The sequence below is a fragment of the Flavobacterium sp. N502540 genome (genome assembly GCF_025947365.1).
Classification (GTDB): Bacteria; Bacteroidota; Bacteroidia; order Flavobacteriales; family Flavobacteriaceae; genus Flavobacterium.
The window spans coordinates 1,817,883-1,835,608 of record NZ_CP110012.1 but is presented as its reverse complement, the minus strand read 5'-3'; the positions used below and the strand labels follow the sequence as shown (position 1 = coordinate 1,835,608).

Here is a 17,726-nt window from a genome sequence, read left to right as displayed (position 1 = left end):
ATGAAGAATTTCATATCCCTCACGATCATTAGTCTTTTATTTGCAGCTTGTGGCAGCGATGATTCAGGACCTGCAGAACCTGCCAATGAGGCACCAACTGTACCTGCATTAAAAGCTCCGGTTGATAATAAATTATGTGTAGACAATACGGTTTCTTTTCAATGGGATCTTTCTACAGATTCAAATAAAGACGCTATAACCTATCAAATTCAGGTAGCAAAAGAAAATACGTTTGCGCAAATTGTAAAATCATCGGAAGTCACTACTACTACCACTTCAATAGCATTGGAGAAAAACACTGCCTATTATTGGAGAGTAAAAGCGACTGATAGCAAAGGGCTGGCCAGTACTTATTCGTCTACTTTTAAACTCTACACCAGTGGCGATGCAGTAGTAAATCATTTGCCTTTTTCTCCGGAATTAATACAGCCTGTCCTAAACTCTGTTTTGAACACCACAACGGCTATTTTAAAATGGAATGCGACAGATGTTGATGCAGCAGATGTTCTTAAATATGATGTATATTTTGGAACGACGAACCCACCCACAGCAAAAGTTGCTGAAAACACTAGTGCAACTTCATTTGATGTAACGCTTACCACTTCAAAAGAATACTTCTGGAAAGTGGTTGTAAAAGACAATAAAGGAGGGGAAACTGTTGGTCAAATCTGGAAATTCAAGACCAACTAGAACCTTAATAATTACAATTAGTTAAACCAAAAAAATCCTGTTTTCGATATACTGAAAACAGGATTTTTTATGCTTCTTATAATAAACTCCGAATTATAATCATATCCATTACGTCTTCCCGTAAGGAATTTCAAATAGCAATTCGTAGACTTGTAGCAACTAATCACTTACCTATGAAAATAAAACTACTTTTATTGCTGTTACTAGCAAATTTTTCAATTTATGCCCAGACTAATTTAATCCCAAATGGTGACTTCGAAACCTGGTCTTCCTCATCACAACCCGATAACTGGTATCGCTATTTTAGTGGATTTATTTCTCAAAGTACAATATCTCAAAAAGGTTCCTCGAGTACCAATATGAAGATTTCCAGCGGTACATTTAACTATATTAATAGCGAATTTTTTCCGGTAACAGCAAATAAAACGTACCGTATAACCATGTACCACAAATTAGTTTCCGGTACATTTTCTGCTCTTGATTTCAGTTTATATCATAAACCAGGTGCTTTTAAAGCTGAGATTCTTAAAAAAACAGATGCCGTGTTTTCAAGCTCAGAATGGAGAAAAATCGAATTTGAGTACACCCCAACCGTAAGCGAAAACATAGAAATAGATATCTGGACCACAGGAACGCTGAACTCTGAAATTTTAGTCGATAACATTTCTGTTGTAGATATTGCTGATGTTCCTTCACCATATACCCTAATACCTGACGTGAATTTTGAAAACAAGTTAATCGCATTAGGAATTGACTCCGGAACTGCCGATGGAAAGGTCCTAACCTCAAAAATTTCCAACATTACAAAACTGGAACTTAACAATAGTAATATTACAGACTTGACCGGAATTCAGGATTTTAAGGCCTTAACTTATCTAAATTGTATGTCTAACAAGATAACGAATCTTGACATCTCTAAAAACCAGGCCTTATACTTTTTACTTGCAGGTTACAACAATTTAATCACGCTAGACACTTCAAAAAACCTTGCTTTAGAATACCTGTCACTTAATTATAATCAAATAACAAGTCTTGATCTTTCTCTAAATGTTAATTTACGTCTCCTAAACTGTGGTTCTAACCAATTAACTAGTATTGATTTTACAAACAATAAGCTTTTATCTTCATTATGGTGCTCTTCAAACCTGTTAACTAGCCTAGATCTTTCTAAAAATCCATCTCTATCATCTTTAAATTGCTCTGAAAATAAATTATTGACCACAATAAATATAAAAAATGGAAACAACCGCTATATGCAAATTACTTACAATGCTACTAATTTTACAAAAACACCATTACTAACTTGTATCATAGTCGACGATGCTCTTTATTCCAATAAAATGTGGAAAGACTTTAAAGAAACTTCAGCATCTTACTCTACTGTAGACTGCTCTCAAATTACAGCAATTCCGGATCCCGTATTTGAAGACAAATTAATTGCATTAGATATTGACAAAGACGGTAAAAACGGAACGGTTTTAAACAGCAGTATTGAAAATTTAACTTCTTTAGATGTTTCTTCAAGTACTATAAAAGACTTAACCGGAATTGAAAGTTTTAAAAAATTAAACGCTCTAGATTGTTCCGGGAATCTATTGTCTCTTTTAGATCTTTCTCAAAATAAAGCTTTAACCCTTCTTAATTGTAGCAATAATTCTTTGGAAAGTTTAGACCTAAAAAATGGAAATAATACAAAGTTTGATTTAAACTCTAACTTTAAGAACAACCCTAATTTAAATTGCATTCAGGTTGACGACGATGTTTATGCCAATACGAATTGGATCGCTCTCAAAGATACGACTGCTAACTACAATTTAGACTGTACTATATACACCCTAATTCCGGATTCAAATTTTGAAGATAAATTAATTGCGCTGGAAATTGACAAAGACGGTAAAAACGGTAAAGTTACAACCGCAAGTATCAATAAAGTAACCTTCTTAGACCTTTCTAATTCTAACATTAGTGACGTTAAAGGTATAGAAGATTTCACGTCATTGACCTACTTAGATCTTAACTATAACAATATACAGTCGATTAATGTAAGTCAGAACAAATCACTTATAAAATTAGCACTGCACGACAATAAACTAAAAGCTCTGGATGTCACTGCAAACAAAGAACTCTTTAATTTAATGTTTAGTATGAATCAAATTTCAACCATTGATTTATCGCAAAATAAAAAAATTTATTCCATAACGGCGGATCGAAATCAGTTAACTAGCATTGATTTATCAGCAAATACTGAACTAGAATCCATTTATTGTGGTAATAATAATCTAACCACATTGGATGTATCAAATCAACCTAATCTTTTGCAATTAAACTGCACCTATACTAAAATTTCAAAACTAGATGTTTCTTCTAATCCAAAATTAGAAGACTTATATTTTGATAATGCTCAATTAACCACCTTAGACCTTAGCAATAATCCTCGTTTAAAAAGATTAAATCTTGCCTGGAATCAGTTGACATTACTAGATTTATCACATAATCCCCTTTTAGAACTTGTTTTCCTTGAATTTAACCCACTAACTTCTCTGAATATTCAAAATGGCAACAATAAAAATTTAGTGTTGCCGTCTAAAACCGGAAAAAATGCCGCTACGGCCATATACACTAGCTTTTTAGGAAACAAAACGCTAAATTGTATACAGGTAGATGATGCCGATTATTCAAATGCTAACTGGTCAAATATTAAGGAAAAAAATGCTACTTATTCTAACTCTTGTAAAACATTAGATGTTGTGACCAATGTTTTTGACAAAGTAACGATCTATCCAAATCCAACCAAAGGCGAAGTAAACATTCAAAATGCAACTTTAGAAAAAGTAACTGTTTATAACACATTAGGGCAACTGGTAAAATCATTTACACTAAACTCAAATACTACAGATAATACTATCGATTTATCAGGTCTTACAAAAGGTGTTTATTATGTGTACTTAATAAATAAAGATACAGCTTCCGTTAAAAAAATTATTGTAGAGTAATTATAATTTGTTAATCCCAAAAATCCCATTCGCTGCGGCGAATGGGATTTTTTCATGTCTTAATTACCCCAAAATTAAATTCGGCTCGTTACGGCTTCCCGTAAGGAATTTCAAATAGCAATTCGTAGACTTGTAGCAACTAATCACTTACCTATGAAAATAAAACTACTTTTATTGCTGTTACTAGCAAATTTTTCAATTTATGCCCAGACTAATTTAGTCCCAAATGGTGACTTCGAAACCTGGTCTTCCTCATCACAACCCGATAACTGGTATCGCTATTTTAGTGGATTTATTTCTCAAAGTACAACAGCTCAAAAAGGTTCCTCGAGTACCAATATGAAGATTTCCAGCGGTACATTTAACTATATTAATAGCGAATTTTTTCCGGTAACAGCAAATAAAACGTACCGTATAACCATGTACCACAAATTAGTTTCCGGTACATTTTCTGCTCTTGATTTTAGTTTATATCATAAACCAGGCACTTTTAAAGCTGAGATTATTAAAAAAACAGATGCAGTGTTTTCAAGCTCAGAATGGAGAAAAATCGAATTTGAGTATACCCCAACCGTAAGCGAAAACATAGAAATAGATATCTGGACCACAGGAACACTGAACTCTGAAATTTTAGTCGATAACATTTCTGTTGTAGATGTTGCTGATGTTCCTTCTCCATACACTTTAATACCTGACGTGAATTTTGAAAACAGGTTAATCGCATTAGGAATTGACTCCGGAACTGCCGATGGAAAGGTATTAACAGCCAATATTATAAAAGTTAAAATTTTAGACCTTGCCACCACAATAGTTTATGACTTAACAGGACTTGAAGATTTTTATAACTTAGAAACCTTGTATTGTTCTGGAGCTTCCGACCCTAATGGAGGAGTAACAGGTAAATTGACAAAATTAAACGTTACTAAAAATACAAAGCTAACCACATTATACTGCTCCGGAAATCAGCTAACAGACTTAGACGTATCACAAAACTTAGCCTTAAAATTGCTCTATTGTCCTTATAATAAACTGACAACAATTGATATCACTAAAAACTTATCATTAGAGAAATTTTTTATTGCAGGAAATAGTCTAACCACTATAGATGTTTCTAAAAACCTTTCATTAATTCAATTAAATGTGAGCTCAAATCAAATTTCAAATATTGATTTAACCGCTAATAAAGCTCTGGAAACACTTACTATTAATCAAAATAAAATAACAGATCTTGACGTATCTCAAAATTTAAAACTTACTTATTTGTCCGTCTCCGGAAACAATTTAGCAAAAAGTCCTGATCTGACCAAAAACAAAGCTCTTGAGTCTTTCACGGCAGCAAACAGTCTATTAACAACGATAGATCTGTCTCAAAATAAAGCTTTGCGCAGTCTGGACCTTCGTCAAAATAAGTTCGAAACATTAGACGTTTCCAATAATCCGGGACTAACTACTTTATATTTACAAGAGAATCTATTGACAAGTTTAAATCTCACTAACAATACATCCTTACTTAGCAATCAAATCTCTTTCACATCGAATCCAAAATTAACTTGTATTCAGGTTAGTGATGTTGCAGCTGCAAATACAAATTGGTCAACCAAAAAAGACCCAACGACATCCTTTTCCTCGACCCCTTGTATCGCTCCTGGATCATACACCTTAATTCCGGATATTAATTTTGAGAAAAAACTAATAGCATTAGGAATCGACTCGGGAGCTCCAGACGGAAAAGTCCTAACTTCAAAAATTTCCACTATCACAGAAATAGATCTTTACTATAGTAATATTAGCGACCTAACCGGAATTCAGGATTTTAAATCTTTAACGTCATTAAGCTGTATGTCCAACAACATAACCAGTCTTGACATCTCTCAAAATTTGCAATTATTATCCCTAGAAGCAGGTTTCAATAATTTAACAACATTAAATACATCCAAAAACCTTACTCTACTATATTTAACACTTGCTTACAATCAAATAACAAATCTCGACCTTTCGCAAAATGTTAATTTGAGACTTCTAAGCGTTGATTCAAACAAACTAACCAATATTGATACATCCAACAATAAAAATCTATCTGCATTATGGTGCGCTTCAAACCTGTTAACAAGTTTAGATCTTTCTAAAAACCGATCTTTAACATCTTTAAAATGTCCTGAAAATAAATTATTGACCACAATAAATTTAAAAAATGGAAACAACCGCTCTATGCAAATTACTTACAATGCTATTAATTTTACTGAAAACCCTTTACTAACATGCATCTTAGTAGACAATGCTCTTTATTCAAATGAAAAATGGGGAAGTTTTAAAGATGTTTCTGCATCGTACTCAACTGTAGATTGCTCTCAGGTTACGGCAATTCCAGATCCCGCTTTTGAAGATAAGTTAATTGCATTAAACATTGACAAAGACGGTAAAAACGGTACAGTTTTAAACAGCAGTATTGAAAATATAGCTTCTTTAGACGTTGCTTCAAGCACTATAAAAAACTTAACCGGAATTAAAGGTTTCACCAGTTTAAACTCTCTAAATTGTTCCGGAAATCTATTGTCTCTTTTAGATGTTTCTCAAAATAAAGCTTTAACCCTTCTTAATTGCACCAATAATTCTTTAGAAAGTTTAAATCTAAAGAACGGGAATAATATAAATTTTGATGTAAACTCTAATTTTAAGAACAATCCTAATCTAAATTGCATTCAGGTTGATGACGATGCTTATGCCAATACGAATTGGAGTACTTTCAAAGATACGGCTGCAAACTACAATGTAGACTGTACCAGATACACCCTAATTCCGGACTCTAATTTTGAAGATAAGTTAATTGCTCTGGAAATTGACAAAGACGGCAAAAATGGTAAAGTTGCAACCGCAAGTGTAAACAAAGTTATCTCTTTAGACATTTCTAATTCTAACATTAGCGACATTTCGGGAATAGAAGATTTCATTGCATTAACTTCTTTAAATTGTAATTACAATACAATAAGCAATATAAATATCAAAAATAACGAAGCATTACTTGGTTTAGATTTATTTGAAAACAAATTGACGAGCTTAGACGTTACCAAAAACAAAAAGTTACTTAGTTTAACCTTTAGCGAAAACCAGGTTTCAACAATTGATTTATCTCAAAACAAGGAACTTCATTTTTTAACCTGTGATAGAAATCTTCTAAATGATCTAGATATATCTTCAAATACTCAACTAAGATCTCTCTCTTGTGGTCAAGATAATTTAACCACATTAAATATATCAAATCAACCTAATCTTGAAACGTTAAGTTGCAATTTTACTACAATTTCAAAATTAGACGTTTCCTCTAATAAAAAACTGGAAAACTTATACTTTAGCAGTAACCAATTAGCATCTTTAGACCTTAGCAACAACCCGCTTTTAAAAATAATAAGTTTAAGCTGGAATAAATTAACATCTTTAGATTTATCACATAATCCCCTTTTAGAACTTGTTTTCCTTGAATTTAACCCGTTAACTTCACTGAATGTCCAAAATGGTAACAATAAAAATTTCGTATTGCCGTCTAAATCCGGTAAAAATGCTGCTACCGCCATATACACCAGCTTCTTAGGAAATAAAACACTAAGCTGTATACAAGTGGATGATGCCGATTATTCAAATGCCAACTGGGCAAACATTAAAGAAAAAAGTGCCACTTATTCTAACACTTGTAAAACATTAGGTATTGATACCAACAATTTTGAAAAAGTAACAATCTATCCAAATCCAACAAAGGGCGACCTAAACATTCAAAATGCAAGTTTAGAAAAAGCAACTCTTTATAATAGTCTGGGCCAGCTTGTGAAATCATTTACATTAAATTCAAGTGATCTCAATAATACAATCGATTTATCCGGTTTACCAAAAGGAGTTTATTACATATACTTAATAAATAAAGATGCAGCTTCAGCTAAAAAAATTATTGTAGAGTAATTATAATTTGTTGAATTAAATTTGTTAATAAAAAGTCCCACTTTCGACATCATGAAAATGGGACTTTTTTGCATTTATAGCTTTAATTTTAAAGAATTTCTTCGCAGGTAAATACTTCTTTTAAGCGAACACCTTTTTCGGTATGTTCCACCGTTATAATCTGATTGTGCGCATCATGTTCTAAAAACAAATAATAGTTATTGTCAGCCGCTGCGTTCAAAAACTTTGATTTTTCCGGCATGGTTAGCAAAGGTCGCGTATCATAGCCCATTACATAGGGTAACGGAATATGTCCCGCTGTAGCCAGCAAATCGGCACAAAAAACAATCGTTTTATCCTGATATTGGATATGTGGGATCATTTGTTTTTCGGTATGGCCATCCACATAATAAATTCCAAAATTCATTTCCTCAGAAAAACCAAAATCACTCTCTGGACGACTTATAAAATGCAATTGTCCACTTTCCTGCATAGGCAAAATATTCTCTGAAAGAAAAGAAGCCTTTTCACGTGCATTGGGTTTTGTTGCCCATTCCCAATGATTTTCATTCGTCCAAAACTTCGCATTTTTAAAAGCCGGCTCGTAAAAAGTCCGGTCTGAATTCCATTGCACACTTCCGCCACAATGATCAAAATGCAAATGCGTCATAAAAACGTCTGTAATATCGTCTCTCTGAAAACCATATTTCGCTAACGATTTGTCGATCGAATGCGATCCCCAGAGCGAATAATAGCCAAAAAACTTCTCCGATTGTTTGTCTCCCATTCCGGTATCAATCAAAATCAGACGATTTCCATCTTCAATAAGCAGGCAGCGTGCAGCAATATCAATTAAGTTATTAGCATCGGCAGGATTGGTTTTGTTCCAGATGGTTTTAGGAACTACGCCAAACATGGCGCCGCCATCTAACTTAAAATTTCCGGATTCTATAGGGTAAAGTTTCATGAGAATAGATTTTTAATAGGAAAACAAAACTAGGAAATACTATTTCATTTTTACAACAAACCATCATAAAGTCTTCAAAAAACAATAATAAAGTCTCATTCTTTTATTAATATAACATATATCTATTTTAACATTTGTTATAATAATGTCAACCGTTATGGAAAAAGGTTTTTAAGTCGTATCTTTGCAAATAATTTCATTTCAACATTGAAAGACAGCACTTTAAAATCGTAATCTTCGGATTACTATTTTTAAGAGCAAAATTGAGGTGGAAGCAAAAATAAACACGATAAACAATGATAAAAGTTTCTGATACTGCCAAAAATAAAATCATCGATTTGATGAGAGAAGATGGTTTTGATGCTGCTAGCGACTACGTAAGAGTAGGCGTAAAAAGCGGTGGATGCTCTGGTTTGTCTTATGATTTAAAATTCGACAAAACCAAAGGCGACGACGATAAAATATTTGTAGACAACGACATAACAATTGCAGTTGAAAAGAAATCATTTCTATATCTGGCCGGAACAATTCTTGAATTTTCAGGTGGATTAAACGGAAAAGGTTTTGTATTCAATAATCCGAATGCAAGCAGAACTTGTGGTTGCGGAGAATCTTTTTCACTATAAAATAATTAAACGATTGCAAAATTTAAAGATTTAAAAATTACAGAAGTGATGTTATTTAAATCCTTCAATTTTTGAATCTTTCAATAAAAAAACAATGAGCAAATACACAGAAGACGATTTAAAAATCGAACTCGAAACTAAAGAATACGAATACGGGTTTTATACTGATATTGAATCGGAGACCTTTCCTATTGGTTTAAACGAAGACATCGTAAGAGCTATTTCTCTTAAAAAAGAAGAACCACAATGGATGACCGACTGGCGCATTGAAGCTTTTCGTGCCTGGAAAGAAATGATCGAACCAGAATGGGCAAATGTACATTATGAAAAACCTGACTTTCAGGCTATTTCTTATTATTCAGCTCCAAAACAGGTAGATCCAAACAAAACTTTGGACGATGTAGATCCTGAACTTTTAGAGATGTACAAAAAATTAGGGATCTCTATCGACGAACAAAAGAAGATGAACAATGTCGCTATGGATATTGTAGTCGATTCTGTTTCTGTAGCTACGACCTTCAAAAAAACTCTTGCTGAAAAAGGAATTATTTTTTGCCCGATTTCAGAAGCTATAAAAGAACACCCTGAATTAGTAAAAAAATACTTAGGAACTGTTGTACCTCAAAAAGACAACTTCTATGCTGCCTTAAACTCAGCGGTTTTCTCTGACGGAAGTTTCTGCTATATCCCAAAAGGCGTTCGTTGCCCAATGGAACTTTCTACTTATTTCAGAATCAATCAGGCAGGAACTGGTCAGTTCGAGAGAACACTAGTTATTGCTGATGAAGGAAGTTACGTTTCGTACCTTGAAGGCTGTACCGCTCCAAGCCGTGACGAAAATCAATTACACGCTGCGGTAGTTGAATTAATCGCTTTAGATGACGCTGAAATTAAATATTCTACCGTTCAGAACTGGTTCCCTGGAAACAAAGAAGGAAAAGGTGGTGTTTATAACTTCGTTACCAAAAGAGGTTTATGCGAAACAAACGCTAAAATTTCATGGACGCAGGTGGAAACAGGTTCTGCTGTAACCTGGAAATATCCTTCTTGTGTACTTAAAGGCGACAATTCGGTTGGAGAATTTTACTCTATTGCCGTTACCAATAATTACCAACAAGCTGATACCGGAACTAAAATGATCCATTTAGGAAAAAATACTAAATCGACTATTATCTCTAAAGGTATCTCAGCTGGTAAATCTCAAAACAGTTACCGCGGATTAGTTCAGATTAGTCCAAGAGCTGAAAATGCCAGAAACTTTTCGCAATGTGATTCTCTTTTAATGGGGAATAATTGTGGTGCACATACTTTCCCATATATCGAAAGTAAAAATCCATCAGCCAAAATAGAGCACGAAGCAACAACAAGTAAAATTGGAGAAGATCAGGTTTTTTATTGCAACCAGAGAGGTATCCCTACTGAAAAAGCGATTGCCCTAATTGTAAACGGTTTCAGTAAAGATGTATTGAACAAATTACCAATGGAATTTGCTGTTGAAGCTCAAAAATTATTAGAAATTTCTTTAGAAGGATCTGTTGGTTAATTGCGAGATGGAAGATAAAAAAGTAATCATTTTAGGCTCCTCCAGAAAAAACGGAAATACAACCAGAATCGCGGATGAAATTTCTAAAGAAACCGGAATAGATATAATTAATCTTAGTGATTATAATATTTCCTATTATGATTACGAAAGTAAGAACAGAGAAGATGATTTTTTTCCTTTAATAAAAGATATCATCGAAAAGTATGACACTTTAATTTTTGCAACGCCTATATATTGGTATAATATGAGTGGAATCATGAAGGTATTCTTTGACCGCTTTTCGGATCTAATCCGAATTGAAAAAGAAACCGGAAGAAAACTCAGAGGGAAGAAAATTGGTGTGATCTCCAATTCACACGATAATGAAATTGAAGAGAGTTTTTACATTCCGTTCAAAAAATCAGCCGATTATCTAGGCATGGAATATTTAGGACACGCGCATTTTAATGCCAACATCCTAAACGAAACAACAAAAATAGAATTGACATTTATATAAAATAAAAAGACAATGTTATCAATAAAAAACCTTCACGCCTCAATTGGTGATAAAGAAATCCTTAAAGGAATTAATATAGAAGTAAAAGCTGGCGAAGTACACGCTATCATGGGACCAAACGGTTCCGGAAAAAGTACACTTTCGGCTGTAATTGCCGGAAACGAAAACTATGAAGTTACTGACGGAGAAGTTTTCCTTGACGGAGAAGATCTTGCTGATCTTGCTCCTGAAGAAAGAGCACACAAAGGAGTTTTCCTTTCTTTTCAATATCCTGTAGAAATTCCGGGAGTTAGCGTAACTAACTTCATGAAAACTGCCATCAATGAAACTCGTAAAGCAAACGGTCAGGAAGAAATGCCTGCAAACGAAATGCTGAAAGTGATTCGTGAGAAATCTGAATTGTTAGAAATCGACCGTAAATTTTTATCTCGTTCTCTTAACGAAGGTTTTTCCGGAGGAGAGAAAAAAAGAAATGAGATTTTTCAAATGGCAATGTTAGAGCCAAAATTAGCCATCCTTGACGAAACAGATTCTGGTCTTGATATCGATGCCCTTAGAATTGTTGCAAATGGTGTTAACAAATTGAAAAGCGAGAAAAACGCCATCATCGTAATCACGCACTACCAACGTTTATTAGATTATATCGTTCCGGATTTCGTTCACGTTCTTTACAACGGAAGAATCGTAAAATCTGGTGGAAAAGAACTAGCTTACGAATTGGAAGAAAAAGGATACGACTGGATTAAAGCGGAAAACTAAATTTTTGTTTCAAGTTTCATGTTTTTTTTAGTTTCAAGTTGACTTATATTTTGTAAGTTTAAACTTAAATTATTTAAACAGAAATTATGGCGACATTATCACGATTTGAGGATTTAGAAATTTGGAAAGAAGCTCGACGATTAGCAAAAGAAATTCATCTTATTGCAATTCACACTGAGTTAAGGTCAGATCTCAGATTTAAAAATCAAATAAAAGCTTCTTCTGGCTCAGTAATGGATAACATTGCTGAGGGTTTTGAACGAGATGGAAATTTAGAGTTTAGACAATTCTTATCCATCGCAAAAGGTTCAGCCGGAGAAACAAGATCGCAATTATACAGAATTTTTGATTTTGAATACATTTCGGATCAAAAATTTGAGGCTTTAAAAACAGATTATGAAAATTTAAGCGGTAAAATAAAAAACTTTATCTCTTATCTAAATAAAAAAGATTTCAAAGGAAATAAGTTTCAGTAGATTAAACGTGAAACTTTAAACCTGAAACAAAAGGATTCAAAGGAATTAAGTTCCGGCAAACAACCTGAAACTTGAAACCTGAAACTCCGAAGGAAACAAAAGAAAAATGGATTTAAAAGAAAAATTAGTATCGTCTTTTATGGCTTTTGAAGAGCGTGTCGATGTACATTCAGATTTGCATGACATTCGCACCAAAGCACTAAAAAACTTTGAAAATAAAGGTTTCCCAACCAAAAAGGAAGAAGCTTGGAAATACACATCGTTAAACGCCATCTTAAAAAATGACTTTACGGTTTTTCCTAAGCAAGAAAGTGCAATCGAATTTAATCAGGTAAAGAAATATTTTTTACATGAAATCGACACTTATAAATTAGTGTTCATCGATGGTGTTTTTAGCTCGCATTTGTCTTCGACTACACATGACGGAATCGATGTTTGCTTAATGTCTTCGGCATTGACCAAACCAAAATATAAAATGATTATTGATACCTACTTCAATCAGGTAGCAAGTAAAGACGATAGTTTGACTTCGTTGAATACAGCCTTTGCAAGTGAAGGGGCTTTCATCAATATCCCAAAAAAGAAAGTAGCCGACAAACCTATCGAAATCATGTATTTCTCTACCGGTAATGAAGCTGCATTAATGGTTCAGCCTAGAAATCTTATTATTGTTGGTGAAAACTCACATGTTCAGATTATCGAGCGTCACCAGAGTTTGAATGAGAATCCCGTTCTAACCAATTCGGTTACAGAGATTTTCGCTCAAAAACGTGCTATTGTTGATTATTACAAAATTCAGAACGACAATAGCGAAGCGAATTTAGTAGACAACACTTACGTTTCTCAACAACAGGAAAGTCATGCTTATGTTCATACCTTTTCATTTGGAGGAAACCTAACGCGTAACAACTTAAACTTTTACCATTTTGGTGAAAGATTAACAAGTACGCTTAACGGAATTTCTATTTTGAATGACAAGCAGCATGTTGACCATTATACTTTAGTGAATCACGCAACGCCAAATTGCGAAAGTTTCCAGGATTATAAAGGAATTTTCTCTGATCGTTCAACAGGAGTTTTCAACGGAAAAGTTTTAGTAGAGAAAGAAGCTCAAAAAACAAATGCTTTCCAAAAAAGCAACAACATTTTATTGAGTGACAAAGCTACGATCAATGCCAAGCCGCAATTGGAAATTTTTGCCGACGACGTAAAATGTTCTCACGGTTGTACGGTTGGACAATTAGACGAAACCGCAATGTTCTACATGCAGTCACGCGGAATCCCGAAAAAAGAAGCTAAAGCTTTATTGATGTACGCCTTCTCGAATGCCGTAATCGAAAGCATTAAAATACCGGAATTAAAACAACGAATTACTAAAATCATCGCTACAAAATTAGGCGTTAATTTAGGATTTGATTTGTAAAATGATTTGACCGCAAGGTTCGCAAAGAGTTACGCAAAGTTCGCAGAGTTTAGTTTTAAACTTTGCGAACTTTGCGCTTTTTACTTGGCGTCTTTGCGGTTAAATTTATTTTTTTACTGAAGAAATGATCTCCTTCAAAAATTCATTAAAATCAAATTGATGATCACCTTCATTCACTCCCATTCTAACAATTACCATATCCAGAGACGGAATAATCGCTACCATTTGTCCCTGATAGCCATTACAATAAAACATATCACGAGGTGCATCGGGAAACTTCCCTCCGGCATTTAACCAAAACTGAGCTCCATAACCTCCATTTGAAGTATTCGTTGGAGTTGCGGTATACTTTACCCAGCTCTCCTCTAAAACCTGCTCTCCGTTCCAATTTCCCTTATGTAAATACAGCAGTCCGAATTTTGACCAGTCTCTCGCTGTTGCCCACGCATAAGAAGATCCCACAAAAATTCCCGACATATCCTGCTCTACAATCATCGAGTTCATCCCAATTTTATCAATCAAGGCACTATACCAGAAATCAAGATACTCCTGTTGTGTCTTAAACTGACCTCTTAAAATTCGGCACAATAGATTAGTGGTTCCCGAAGAGTAGTACCAATGCGTATTAGGTTTAAATTTAGCGGGTTTATCCATTTGTACTTTCCCCATATCTTCTGCCTGAAAAAGCATTTCAGTCGCATCACAAATTTTGGTATAATCTTCCTCCCATTCTAAACCTGAGTTCATATGAAGCAAATCATTAACGGTAATATTTTTACGATCATCATTTCGCCATTCCGCAATCGGAGCAGGTTTATAAATGTCAATTTTTCGTTGTTTCGCTAAAACGCCAAAAGCCGAACTGGTGATACTTTTAGTCATCGACCATCCTAAAATTTTACTATCTTTATTAAAACCAGTATCGTATTTTTCAGCAATCAGTTTGTCTTTATACACCACTATCAAGGCACGTGTACGTTTATTCTTTTGGCCTTTTACATCAAACGAACCGTCCACAGCTTTTTTCAGTTTGGTATAATCAATATTTGAAAAAGTGGTATCCTTTGCTTCTTTATTCCCATAAGGAAAAGGAAGATTGTTAACCAATTTTGTTCTTTTTGGAAGCAGGTATGGCTTCGAAATATCATAATCATCGTCAATCAAAGTAGCGCCCAGTCCTTCTCTGTAAATTGCTTTTCTTTCTTTCAATCCATAAACTGTAGAAATAGCAAACTTACCGGTATCATCAATAGTATTCTCCGCTAAATCGATCATGTGAATATCATTATCCGTTTTTTCGATTAATTCCTTTGAACGATTGTCAATAAAATGACCTGATGCAACACTTTTGGCCGAGAAGCCTGAAATCAAATCCAGTTTAGGATAAGTAGTAAACCCGAAATACAAAAAGGCAAGAACTAAAACAAGTACAAGTAATTTAAGAATTCTTTTCATCTGGTTGTGGTATTTTTAATGCAATATAAATATTTTACCATCAAGATTATACAACTTATTCCAGAAATAAAATTCATGAAATATAAAAAAATGAATCAATTTTTAAAGAATCTACAAGCAACCGTTCAATTGATAGCATCATAAAAGGAAATTATAGTTTTAATGAATAAACCCATTTTGTTTTAGTACTTTTGTAGGTAGAATTTTTCTAAATAAGACATGTTAGACATCCAAAAAATAAGAGCTGATTTTCCGATACTTTCAGAAAAAGTGAACGGAAAACCTTTAGTATATTTCGACAACGGTGCAACTTCGCAAAAACCACAAATTGTGATTGATGCGATCGCAAAGTATTATCAGGAAATAAACGCCAACATTCATCGTGGTGTTCATACTTTAAGCCAATTGGCGACTGATGCTTACGAAATTTCAAGAGTAAAAATCCAACATCATATCAATGCGAAATTCTCGCACGAAGTACTTTTTACTTCAGGAACAACTCATGGAATTAACTTAGTAACCAACGGTTTTGCTTCCATTTTAAAACCCGGAGACGAAGTTATTGTTTCTTCATTAGAGCATCACAGCAACATCGTGCCTTGGCAAATGTTATGTGAGAAAACAGGAGCAACTCTTAAAGTTATTCCAATGAATGAAGAAGGTGAACTAATAATAGAAGCTTATGATGCCTTATTGTCAGAAAAGACAAAAGTGGTAACGGTAAATCATATTTCGAACGCATTAGGAATTATCAATCCTATTAAATATATGATCGAAAAGGCTCATGCTGTTGGTGCTGCTGTTTTGATCGATGGTGCACAGGCCGTCCCGCATTTAAAACCTGATGTTCAGGATTTAGATTGTGATTTTTATGCTTTTTCAGGACATAAAATGTGCGGACCAACGGGAACCGGAATTCTTTATGGAAAAGAAGAATGGCTGAATAAATTACCTCCCTACCAAGGTGGCGGTGAAATGATCAAAGAAGTTACTTTCGAGAAAACGACTTATGCCGATTTACCTCATAAATTTGAAGCAGGAACTCCAAATATTGCCGGCGGAATTGTTTTAGGAACTGCCGTTGATTATTTGAACCACATTGGTTTTCATAACATTCATCAGCATGAAACACATTTATTACAGCACGCAACCAAACGTTTATTAGAAATCGAAGGACTGAAAATTTACGGAACCGGAAAAAATAAAGCTTCAGTGATTTCGTTTAATATTGATGGAATTCATCCGTACGATATTGGTTCCATTATCGACAAACTGGGAATCGCAGTGAGAACCGGACATCATTGTGCACAACCAATTATGAATTTTTTCTGCATTCCGGGAACGATCCGTGCTTCATTTTCTTTTTACAATACCAAAGAAGAAATTGACATAATGGTTGAGGCCATTAAAAAAGCGAAAGCTATGTTAAGCTAAAAAAATCTTTTATGAGAATATTATCTTTGTTGCTCTTAACGTTTTTTATTGGAACAAGCTGTTCCAGCCAAAAAAAAGCTGACATGAAAGCTACTGAAATTGAATATTCTGCAGTTTCCCGAGGCACTTACAAAGTAATCGTGGTACAGAATAAAACGGTTTCGGTGACCAATGGCCGCAATGCTCAGCCGGTGGAGAGCAAAATAGATGATTTAAAATGGAAACAGATTGTAGCTGAATTTTCGAAAATCAATCTCAAAACTATTCCGGACTTAAAAGGCCCAACACAAAAACGCTTTCATGATGGAGCTGCTCTGGGAAATTTAAAAGTCACTCAGAATCAGAAAATTTATGAAACTCAGGGTTTCGACAATGGATACCCTCCAAAAGAGATAGAAAATTTGGTAAATTTGCTGCTGGATTTTACGAAAAAATAATTATGACGATAAAAGAAATACAAAACGAAATAATAGACGAATTTTCGATGTTTGATGACTGGATGCAACGTTACGAGTACATCATCGAATTAGGAAAAAGTCTTCCGTTAATCAAAGAAGAATATAAAACCGACGACAATTTAATCAAAGGATGTCAATCAAAAGTTTGGCTGCAAGGGGAACAAAAAGAAGACAACATTGTCTTTACTGCCGATAGTGATGCTATCCTGACTAAAGGAATAATCGCGATTTTAATTCGTACATTCTCCAATCAAAAAGCATCCGATATTTTAAGCGCCGATGTTGATTTTATTGACGAAATTGGTCTAAAAGAACATTTATCCGCAACACGTGCAAATGGTTTGGTATCGATGATTAAAAACATCAAAATGTATGCATTGGCTTTTGATGCAAAAAATAAAAATTAAATAAAAATTAAACCATAAAGAGATTAAGTTTCATAAAGCCTTAAACTTAATTTGCTTACTGTCTTAATGGTA

At 34.1% G+C, this 17,726-nt stretch carries 14 protein-coding genes; 12 read left to right on the top strand and 2 right to left on the bottom strand.

From position 1 onward, the window contains the following. The 3 genes from OLM58_RS08165 (at window position 1) to OLM58_RS08155 (ending at window position 7,631) form a co-directional block, all read left to right on the top strand. Complete coding sequence (locus OLM58_RS08165) at window positions 1-690, top strand: hypothetical protein (RefSeq protein ID WP_264531897.1); 690 nt, start codon at window positions 1-3, stop codon at window positions 688-690. Between the two features lie 173 nt (window positions 691-863). Beyond that, window positions 864-3,683 carry a T9SS type A sorting domain-containing protein gene (locus OLM58_RS08160; protein WP_264531896.1) on the top strand — a complete coding sequence of 940 codons (2,820 nt, stop codon included), beginning with the start codon at window positions 864-866 and terminating at the stop codon, window positions 3,681-3,683. Between the two features lie 153 nt (window positions 3,684-3,836). After that, a complete protein-coding gene (locus OLM58_RS08155) occupies window positions 3,837-7,631 on the top strand; it encodes a T9SS type A sorting domain-containing protein (RefSeq protein ID WP_264531895.1) in 3,795 nt (1,264 codons plus the stop codon). 88 nt (window positions 7,632-7,719) lie between these two features. Here OLM58_RS08155 and OLM58_RS08150 read toward each other — a convergent pair whose 3' ends face one another. After that, window positions 7,720-8,577, bottom strand: coding sequence for an MBL fold metallo-hydrolase (locus OLM58_RS08150; RefSeq protein ID WP_264531894.1), 858 nt, complete (start codon window positions 8,575-8,577; stop codon window positions 7,720-7,722). Window positions 8,578-8,873: 296 nt separating this feature from the next. On the opposite strand from OLM58_RS08150, the gene OLM58_RS08145 reads away from it, so the two are divergent. The 6 genes from OLM58_RS08145 to sufD all read left to right on the top strand — a co-directional run bounded on the left by OLM58_RS08145 (window position 8,874) and on the right by sufD (window position 13,900). After that, window positions 8,874-9,203, top strand: a complete 330-nt coding sequence (locus tag OLM58_RS08145) for a HesB/IscA family protein (protein WP_017494570.1) — start codon at window positions 8,874-8,876, stop codon at window positions 9,201-9,203. 94 nt (window positions 9,204-9,297) lie between these two features. Further along, window positions 9,298-10,746, top strand: a complete 1,449-nt coding sequence (sufB, locus tag OLM58_RS08140) for a Fe-S cluster assembly protein SufB (RefSeq protein ID WP_264531893.1) — start codon at window positions 9,298-9,300, stop codon at window positions 10,744-10,746. 7 nt (window positions 10,747-10,753) lie between these two features. After that, entirely contained in the window at window positions 10,754-11,242 is a 489-nt protein-coding gene (locus OLM58_RS08135; RefSeq protein WP_264531892.1) for a flavodoxin family protein, read from the top strand. Window positions 11,243-11,254: 12 nt separating this feature from the next. Then, the gene (sufC, locus tag OLM58_RS08130; protein WP_017494567.1) at window positions 11,255-12,001 is read left to right on the top strand and encodes a Fe-S cluster assembly ATPase SufC; all 747 of its coding nucleotides are present in this window, start codon (window positions 11,255-11,257) and stop codon (window positions 11,999-12,001) included. An 86-nt stretch (window positions 12,002-12,087) separates the two neighbouring features. After that, window positions 12,088-12,477, top strand: coding sequence for a four helix bundle protein (locus tag OLM58_RS08125; RefSeq protein WP_264531891.1), 390 nt, complete (start codon window positions 12,088-12,090; stop codon window positions 12,475-12,477). A gap of 106 nt (window positions 12,478-12,583) precedes the next feature. Continuing rightward, complete coding sequence (gene sufD, locus OLM58_RS08120) at window positions 12,584-13,900, top strand: Fe-S cluster assembly protein SufD (RefSeq protein WP_264531890.1); 1,317 nt, start codon at window positions 12,584-12,586, stop codon at window positions 13,898-13,900. Window positions 13,901-14,005: 105 nt separating this feature from the next. Here sufD and OLM58_RS08115 read toward each other — a convergent pair whose 3' ends face one another. Next, window positions 14,006-15,355 carry a serine hydrolase domain-containing protein gene (locus OLM58_RS08115; protein WP_264531889.1) on the bottom strand — a complete coding sequence of 450 codons (1,350 nt, stop codon included), beginning with the start codon at window positions 15,353-15,355 and terminating at the stop codon, window positions 14,006-14,008. 219 nt (window positions 15,356-15,574) lie between these two features. Between OLM58_RS08115 and OLM58_RS08110 the strand changes: the two genes are divergently transcribed. Genes OLM58_RS08110 through OLM58_RS08100 form a run of 3 tightly spaced genes read left to right on the top strand, consistent with a single transcriptional unit; the run spans window position 15,575 to window position 17,654 of the window. Beyond that, the gene (locus tag OLM58_RS08110; RefSeq protein ID WP_264531888.1) at window positions 15,575-16,789 is read left to right on the top strand and encodes an aminotransferase class V-fold PLP-dependent enzyme; all 1,215 of its coding nucleotides are present in this window, start codon (window positions 15,575-15,577) and stop codon (window positions 16,787-16,789) included. Between the two features lie 11 nt (window positions 16,790-16,800). Next, complete coding sequence (locus OLM58_RS08105) at window positions 16,801-17,226, top strand: hypothetical protein (RefSeq protein ID WP_264531887.1); 426 nt, start codon at window positions 16,801-16,803, stop codon at window positions 17,224-17,226. A gap of 2 nt (window positions 17,227-17,228) precedes the next feature. Next, a complete protein-coding gene (locus tag OLM58_RS08100; protein ID WP_173965384.1) occupies window positions 17,229-17,654 on the top strand; it encodes a SufE family protein in 426 nt (141 codons plus the stop codon). Window positions 17,655-17,726: the final 72 nt, after the last annotated feature.